Genomic DNA, 8,141 nt, shown 5'->3' with positions numbered 1-8,141 from the left:
CAGATCGCTCCTTCGTCGCATCTCCGCGGCGCCTAACCGGCGGCCCGGCCGCGGACCGGCCACTTCGTGGCCGCCGCTCCCTAGGGGTCGCGGGTGGTGGGTGGGAGTGCGGTCATGGCGGACCCGGGGTGCACGGTGTGGCTGGTGGTGTGGCGGACTTTGGGTGGAGGTTGGGCTGGTAGTGCGGTGGTGCGGCGGACTTTGGGTGGAGGGCGTGGCTGGGGGTGCGGTAGCGGTTCAGAGGTCCGAGGCTGGTGTGGGTGTTTGTAGTGCGGTAGGCGTCTGGTTGGGGTGCTGTGGGGAGGTGGTGGGGGTTGGGTGGCGGGGGTGACCCGCTGATCACGTGCGGACATGGGTAACTGCGCAGCCACCTCTCAGCCGATACGCACATGACGTATGGCCGAGGGCTGACGGTCGAGCTACCGGACGACACGCTGAAGACTCGGGGAGGCGGCCCAGGCAGCCGAAAAGGCCGGTAGCGGGAGTGCTACCGGCCTTTCGGGGCTGCTCTGTGCCTACATGGTGGTGATCAGTTGGTGCGGACCGACAGACCGGGGTTATCCGAGAGGACGACGGTCAGGGGCTGGGCGAACAGCTGGGGGGTGTCGCCGGTGATGGCACCGATGATGTTCGGGATCTCGCAGATCGGGAAATCCGCGACCGAGGAGGCGCTGGAGATGCCGAGGGCCAGGCGGCCGGTGACGATGGCGCCGCCGGAGTCGCCGGGGAGGGCGCAGATGTTGGCCGAGAAGCTCTGGGTGAGCTGGCGGTCGCCGACCTGGACGGTCTGGTCGACACCGTTGATCACGCCGCAGCTGAAGCCGGTGCGGGCACCGGACTTGCAGACGGGGGCGCCGACCACGGGGGTGGCCACGCCGTCGACGGCGATGGGGGCCTGGCCGGGGATGCGGACCAGGTTGTTCTCGAAGCGGGCGCGCGCGTTGTCGTTGACGCGAATGATCGAGTAGTCCTGCTCGCCGAGCACCGACTTCTGGAAGGTGCCGAGCTGAGCGCCCGCGCGGTCGCCGTTGACCTCGTACACGGCGGCGGCGTTGCCGGTGCCCGCCGACTCGATGTCGGGGTTGCAGTGGCCCGCCGAGATGTTGATGACGTTGCCCGAGCGGTCGGTGCCGTTGAAGCCGAGCGAGCAGCGCAGCGAGCTGCGGCCGATCACCGAGGCGTAGCCGTCGCCGCCTGCCAGCGCACCGTTGCCGTCACCGGCGACGGGGGTGGCGGTCAGGTCGACCCGCTCGCCCGCCACCGGCGGTGCGGTGACGATGACGCGGGAGGGGTCGATGAAGCTGGGCAGCGGGAGCCCGGCCTGCTGCACGCGGACCGCGATCGAGTTGTTCACGGTGTCGACGACGACGCCACGCACCAGCGCGGAGATCTCCGGCGGTGCGGCGGCGAGCCAGTTCTCGAAGGCGGTCTTCTCGCCGCGCAGGGTGGACTCGCTCTTGGCGACGTTGCGGACCTCGAAACCGGCCGACTGCGCGGCTTCCCGGGCCTGGTCGGCGCCGGGGCCGTGCGACAGCGCGATGACGGCGTTGCCCTGGTCGCTCAGCCAGGAACCGGCGAAGACCTGCGGGAACTGACGCTGCGCGGTGGTGGAGAACGCGGCGACCTGCTGCGCGACATCGGCGCGACGCAGGTATTCGTCGGGGGAGATCTTCAGATCCCGGGTGACCGCCTCGATGAGCTGGGCGGGCAGATCTGCGCGCGCGGGCTGCGCGTCGGCAACCGCCATCGTGGGGCCGAACAGCAGAAACGCCGCCGAAGCGGCGATTATCGATTTCCGAGCTCTTCTCGAGCTTCGCGCGGACGGGGTACGACCCATACGTGGCAGGAGCATGATCGGAACTATATGGGCTCGAGCGACTTATGCCTACTCGGACCGGGCAAGAGATTTCGCTCACCCGGTCCGGTCGGTGATTTGTCCCCGCTCAGCCCGCGTTGGGCTTGGTGCGCACCATGATTCCGGTGCCGAGGCCGCCGCCCGATGTGGCCTCGATGTCGGCCAGGATGGGCCGGATCGGGACGCCGAGCGACGCGGTGCCGCCGTAGGGGGCGAGCTGGGTGTTTGCCTCGGTGCAGTTGGGTGCACCGGAGGCGTTCGAGCCGCTGGTGATGCCGAGGGCGAGCGTGCCGGACACGATGGCGCCGCCGCTGTCGCCGCCGAGGGTGCAGGCGGTGCTGGCGAAGCCGCGGATCGTCTTGCTGACGCCCGCTTCGGTGAACAGCTGGGTCTCCACGTGATCGGCCGAGACGAACCCACAGGTGAAGGTGGAGGACTGGCCGGTCTTGCAGACCGGTGCGCCGGTGACGGGTTCGGCGGTGCCGGTGACCGTCAGGGTGGTGCCCTCGGCGCCGCGCACGCGAGGCTGGTCCATGCCCGCGTTCACCGCGCGCTCGTTGAGCTTGATCACCGAGTAGTCCAGCGAGGCGGGGCCGCCGAGTACCGCGCGGGCGAAGGTGCCGACTTCGGGACTGTTGGGGATGTCGCGCACGTTCGGGACGTAGACCGAGGCCGTGCCGCCGTTGTCGACGTTCGGGTTGCAGTGGCCCGCGGAGATATTGAGCGCGTTGCCCGCGGCGTCGGTGCTGTTGAACCCGAACGAGCAGACGTCCACGCCGCGCAGGTCGGCGTCGTGCAGGTCCTTCTTCGCGGTGATGTAGGTGTCGCCGCCCATCGGCTTGTACTCCACCGGGCCGCCGCCGCCGGGCGAGAGCACCACCTTGATGGTGGCGATCAGGGTGGGCAGGTTGAGCATGTGGCCGGTGCCGGTGTTGGCCACGTTGAGCACGAGCTGGCTGTTGAGCACGTCGATCGCGATCGAGCTGATCGGCGCGGAGATCGCGGGCGGCAGGCTCGCGACCCACTGACTCAGTTGCACCAGCGCGCCTTCCAGCCCGCCGGCCGAGATCGGCGCGAGGTGGGTCTGGTAGCCGGCGGCGGTGACGAGCTTGCCCGCCTCGGCATCGGTGGTGGCGACGACGGCCTTGCCTTCGGGCGTGAGCCAGGCGCCGGCGAAGGTGTCGGGGTTCGCGGCACGGAAGTCGGTCGCGTAGTCGCGCAAATGCTGGGCGCGCGCGGCACGATCGAGGTACTCGGTGGGGGTCATCCCGAGGTCACGCGACAGTGCGGTCACCAATTCACCGGGTAACGCATCGGCCGAAAGTTGTAGTGGCGCAGCAGGTTCCGATGACGCGATGCCGGATCCGAGCAGGGGTGCGAGAAGAACAGTCGCGGCGAACCCGGCGGAGGCTGCCTTGACCGCGGCGCGACGCGCCACCAACTTGCGCATGAAATCCCTTCGTCGACAACCAGTGACCGAGAACACCGCCGGCGGCGATCATGTCGGTCAGCGCATCACTCTAGGGCACGCTCGCCCAGCTGGCGCGGTTACCGTCCGGCTGCTGGATTCAGCGCTGCCCCGGGATGGTCAGGGGCGCGGGGAGATAGCCCGGCGGGTAGGTCCCGAAGGGCGACCGGGGCTTGGTGGTGGTGGGGCCCGGTGTGGTCGTCGGCGGGGTGGTGGTCGGCTCCGGGGTGGTCGTCGGTGGCGCCTCGGTGGTGGTCGGCTCCGGTTCGTCGGTCGTGGTGACCGGCGGGGGTGTGGTCGACTCGACGACCGGCGGCGGAGGCGGCGCGGGCGCCGAGGTGGGCGACAGCGTTTCCGGGCTGGCATCGGAAATCGTCGGCGGTGCGACGGTTTCGGAATCGCGGATCAGGACCGAGACCGCGACCCCGCCGAGCAGCAGGCCGATGAGCGCGGCAGCGGCGATCAGCAGCGGGGTCTTGTTGCGCGCGGGTTCGCGGGCGGGCACCACCGCGGGCTCCGCGATCGGGGCGGGCGCGATCGGCGCCATCGCCTTCGTCGGCAGCGGTGAGACCGGCAGCGCCGCCGAGTATGCCTGCGCGGTCACCGAGGGCGGCGGCAGCGCGGGCATCACATCGGTGGCGACCGTGGCGTTCTCGGTGACGATCGGGTCGGGCGGGGTCGCGCCGGCCGGGGTGGCCAGCACCGCGACCAGCGCCGCCTGGGCGGCGGCGTTGGCGAAGGTCTTACCGGGATCGGCGCCGTTCGTGGGCTGGGGCAGCTCGTCCTCGCCGAGCAGGGCCACCGACTTCAAGCCCAGATAGTCCAAAGCCTCGCGTACGCCGCGCACGACCTCGGTCGACCAGGCCGCGGGGTGGGTGGCGTAGAACTCGGCCGGACCGCTGAGGTGCTCGGTGGTGAGATCGATCAGGCAGAACATCGCCGTCGCGAGGAGGTCTTCGGCACGGTAGGCCTCGCCGCCGTCGACATCGACACCGGCCGGATCCCCGATCGCGCGCACGAAACCGGCGATCGAGTGGGCATGCCCGGTGGGAGCTGGTCCGCCGAGGGCGGCGTCACCGTCGTCGGACATGTGCAGAACCGAAGCACGCTCGATCACCTGAACCGTGCCGTCCTCGGTGACCACCGCGGCGATGCATTCGTCATCGGCGATACGCAGGCCGACCCCAGTGGCCATCGGCGGAACACCCCTCACTTCGGCGTCGACATGTCCGCGCGAGTCACACCAGCAATCGGCCGTGTCCCATCGCGCGCAGCATTGACAGTAATTCCGATCGTGAGCGCGCGCCTAGTCGACGTCGGATCCGCGCGACGTGATGCTCTACGGTCTTCGCGGAAATGTACAGCCTCGCGCCGATCTCGCGATAGGTCAGACCGAGCAGAACCAGCTCGGCCACCTCGCGTTCCCGGTCGCTCAGTGCGCCGGACTCGCCGGTCAGGGGCGTGGGACCGGCTGCGGGCGGCTGCGGTTGTGCGGTCGGTCGCAGTGGCTCGACCGGCTGGGCTTGCGTGCGCACCGAACGCGCGAGCTTGAGCAAGGCGGTGGCGGTGGTCGAGTCGCTCGCCGCGAGGGCTGCCTCGCTGGCCAGGCGGGCGGCATCCCAGGTGAGCCCGAGCTCGGCCAGTGCCGAGACCGCGGCCTCCACATCGGCCGCGGCCACCTGCCCCCGCAGCACGAGCACCCAGGTGCGCCCGGCGTCGGCCAGCACGGTGGCCTGCCGGTCACCCGCTTCCGCCGCCGTCTTCAGCGCGTGGGCGTGGGGCAGCAGCGCTCGGGGCGACTCGTCGGCCAGCGCGGCCTGCACGCCGTACCAGTGAAAGGAATTGGTCCAGGCGGGTGCGCGGCCCACTTTGCGGACCAGCACCCTGGCGGCATCGACGAGCGGTTCGATCCGTCGCGCGTCGCCAAGGCGGATACCGGCCAGCCACAGTTCGCCGATCGGCAACAGGCTCAACAGGTCGGCTTCCAGCTCGTCGAACAGTGGGCAGGCCGCGTGCCACGCGCGAGCCAGGGCGGCGTGATCGCCGCCGCGCCGGGCCAGTCCCACGGTCAGGGCGTGGGCGAGGAGTTGATCGCGGGGCGCGAGGGCGGGGATGTCGATCTCGGCGAGAGTGCTCGCGGCACGGCGTTCGTCGCCGCCGAGCAGTGCGGTCCAAGCCGTCAGCACCGGAAGTTGGCGGCCACCACCCATGCCCGCCGCCCGGCGCAGCGCGTCACCGGCGCGACGGGGCTCGCCGCTGCCGAGGCAGAGCAACGTGGCGATCGAGACCGCCGAGCAGGGCAGATAGCGATCGTCGCCGGTGTCGGTGTTGCCCGCCTGGATCAGGGCGGAAATCGCCGCGGTCGTTCCGGTTCCGTGCGGGTCGAGCGATTCGTCGAGCGCGCCCGCGATCAGCCGAGCGCCCGCGTCGGCCTCGGTCGGCGGCCAGTGCTGTGCTGCTTCGGACATGCGCGCGGCGCCGGCCTGTTCACCGGCCAGGGTGAGGACTATCGCAGCGGGCGCCCAGTCGGCGCCGATGCGGTCGGGTCCGAGCCAGTTGTACAGGCCGGCCGCGCGGCTCACCAGTCCTCGGCGGATGAGCACGCTCGCGCAGATGCGCACCGCGGCGACGAGGTCGGCGCGTGTGACGTTCTCGGCGGTCAGCAGCGGTTCGGCCAGGCGTAGCGCGGTGTCGGTGTCACCCGCGTGCGCGGCGGCCTCGGCCCAGCGCAGCGCGATCGACTCCATTGCCGCGCCTGCCGCGGCCGCCGCCGCGTAGCAGCGGGTCGCCTCGTCGGATTTCTCGGCTGTGCGACAGAGGAACTCGGCGAGCCGGGCATCGACGACGCCGGACTCGGCCAGGATCAGTGCGGTGCGGTCGCGGAGCAGTCCCGCGTCGAGGCGCGCGGTGAGCAGCCTGCGCTGCACATCGACATAGCGCCGATCGCCGAGCAACGTCCGCAGCGGACCCACGGCGGGCGCGAGGAGCAGGTCGGCATCGGTGACGAGCGCGCCCGACCTGGCCCGGTCGATCAGGTCGTGGGCGGTGGCGGTGTCGACACCGAGCACCTCGGTGAGTTCTGTCGCGTCCAGTCCGGTTCCGGTCGCCGCGATGACCAGCGTTTCGAGCAACTCGGGTTCGACCGCTTCCAGCAGCGTCCGCGTCCAGACGGTGACGGCCTCGTCGACCGCTGCCTCACAGGTTTCCAGCGACGCGGCGTGGGCGCCCTTCAACGCCGCGACGACACCGCCGGGAATGCCCGCCGTGAGCTGATGGATACGCGCCGCGAGCGGCTGGGACACGGCCACGCCGAGTTCCCTGGCGAACGAGGTGATGTGGGCACTTCCCAGTGCTCGCAGATCCACCGTGCGGCCGTTGCGCGCCACCGCGTCGGCCAGCGCGCGCAGCTGGGGATCGTGTGGCCGAGGCTGGGTGGTCAGCACCACCGAGCGTTGCCCGGTTTCGATGGCCTCGCAGAGTGCGCGAAGCTCGGCGTCGCTGTAGCTGTGGATATTGTCGGCGACGAGCACTGCCCGGTCGGGAACCCCGTTCTCGACATCGTCGGCGGCGGATTCGACCACCGGTATGCCGCGGCGACGCAGGCGTGCGCGAACGGCGTCGAGCAGGAAAGTCTTTCCGGTCCCGGCTCGGCCTCGGATCAAGAGCAGCACCGTCTGCTGGTCGGCGTTGTCGAGATCGCGGAAAATGGTTCGGGCATTCGGGAAGGTGTCGTGGGCGATCTCAGCCACCATTTCCTCCGAGGACCTTGCCGGGCAGTTGCGTACCCGATTCGAGGGTTTCGCCGACCGCGCCGCCCACGTCGTCGAGCAGGCCGCCGGGGTCGACCTTGATAGTGGGGACCTGCGGCCGGGTCGGTGCGGGAGCGGGAGCGGGCGCCGGAGCCGGTGCGGGTGCAGGTGCCGGAGCCGGGGCGGGCGCTGGGGACTGCCCTGCGGGCGGCGCCTGGGCCGGTTGCTGCTCGGCGGGGCTCGGCTGGCCCGCGGTCGCCGGTGTTCCGTCGGCGGGTGCTCCACCGGTGGGTGCTGCGGCGGGTGCCGGAGTTCCCGCCGCGGGCGTGCCGCCAGGAACCCCGGCGTCGGTCGTGCCGACCGGGATCGCGCCGGATGGCGCTGGTGTGCCGACCGCACCCGGCTTGGCCGGGTCGGTGACCACGGAGTTCGTGGCATTCGCCGTGCCGGCCGCACCGCCCGCGCCGGTCGCCGCGGGGGCGCCGGGGACCGATGGGGCCACGGTGGTCTCGGCGGGTCCGGTGGGTGAGAACTGGGTGGCGCCACCGAGTGCGAGGGTGCCGGTGGCGAGCGCGGCCATGGTCAAGGCCGCCGCCGCGACGATCGCCGAGCGTTTGGCCGTGAACATCTTGGTCCGTACCGGCTCGGACGGTGGCAGCGCGAGTCCCTCGGCAACCGGTGCCGCAGCAGCCGATGCCGGTGCTACCGGCACGACCGGGATGGCCTCGGTGGGCACGCTGATCGCGGCGACGTCGAGGGCGATCTCGGCCGCGCCGCGTGCCGTGCAGGTCGCCGGGTCGGCGCAGGCGATCACCGGCAGGCCGAATTCGGTCGAGATCAGCTCGGCGACCAGGGGAATCGCGCCACCGCCACCGGTGAGCAGCACCCGGCCGACATCGCCGAGGGTGAGTTCGGCGCGGCGCACCGCGTCCTGGAGCAGGCTCATCGAGTCGAGCAGGATCGGGCGCAGCAGATCTTCGAGTTCGCCCCGGGTCAGCCGGACCTGTTCGGTGTGGATCGCGGGGTTGAGCATGCCGACCGGAATCGCCGTCGCGGTAATTCTGGAGAG

Annotated in this window: 5 protein-coding genes; all 5 read right to left on the bottom strand. The window is 71.2% G+C overall.

Annotated features, from left to right (window positions below):
* Positions 1 to 529: 529 nt before the first annotated feature.
* The gene (locus tag ACFWF3_RS15500; RefSeq protein ID WP_378995807.1) at positions 530 to 1,852 is read right to left on the bottom strand and encodes a S1 family peptidase; all 1,323 of its coding nucleotides are present in this window, start codon (positions 1,850 to 1,852) and stop codon (positions 530 to 532) included.
* Positions 1,853 to 1,943: 91 nt separating this feature from the next.
* Entirely contained in the window at positions 1,944 to 3,305 is a 1,362-nt protein-coding gene (locus ACFWF3_RS15495) for a S1 family peptidase (protein WP_379314192.1), read from the bottom strand.
* Positions 3,306 to 3,423: 118 nt separating this feature from the next.
* Complete coding sequence (locus tag ACFWF3_RS15490) at positions 3,424 to 4,518, bottom strand: hypothetical protein (protein WP_379314191.1); 1,095 nt, start codon at positions 4,516 to 4,518, stop codon at positions 3,424 to 3,426.
* A gap of 43 nt (positions 4,519 to 4,561) precedes the next feature.
* Positions 4,562 to 7,075 carry a LuxR C-terminal-related transcriptional regulator gene (locus ACFWF3_RS15485; RefSeq protein WP_379314190.1) on the bottom strand — a complete coding sequence of 838 codons (2,514 nt, stop codon included), beginning with the start codon at positions 7,073 to 7,075 and terminating at the stop codon, positions 4,562 to 4,564.
* Positions 7,065 to 8,141, bottom strand: a 1,077-nt coding sequence (locus tag ACFWF3_RS15480) for an Hsp70 family protein (RefSeq protein WP_379314189.1), incomplete at its 5' end; no start/stop codon positions are given. The genes ACFWF3_RS15480 and ACFWF3_RS15485, both read right to left, overlap by 11 nt.

It is taken from the genome of Nocardia sp. NPDC060220 (genome assembly GCF_042727815.1).
Classification (GTDB): Bacteria; Actinomycetota; Actinomycetes; order Mycobacteriales; family Mycobacteriaceae; genus Nocardia.
This window is presented reverse-complemented; position numbering and strand designations above follow the sequence as displayed.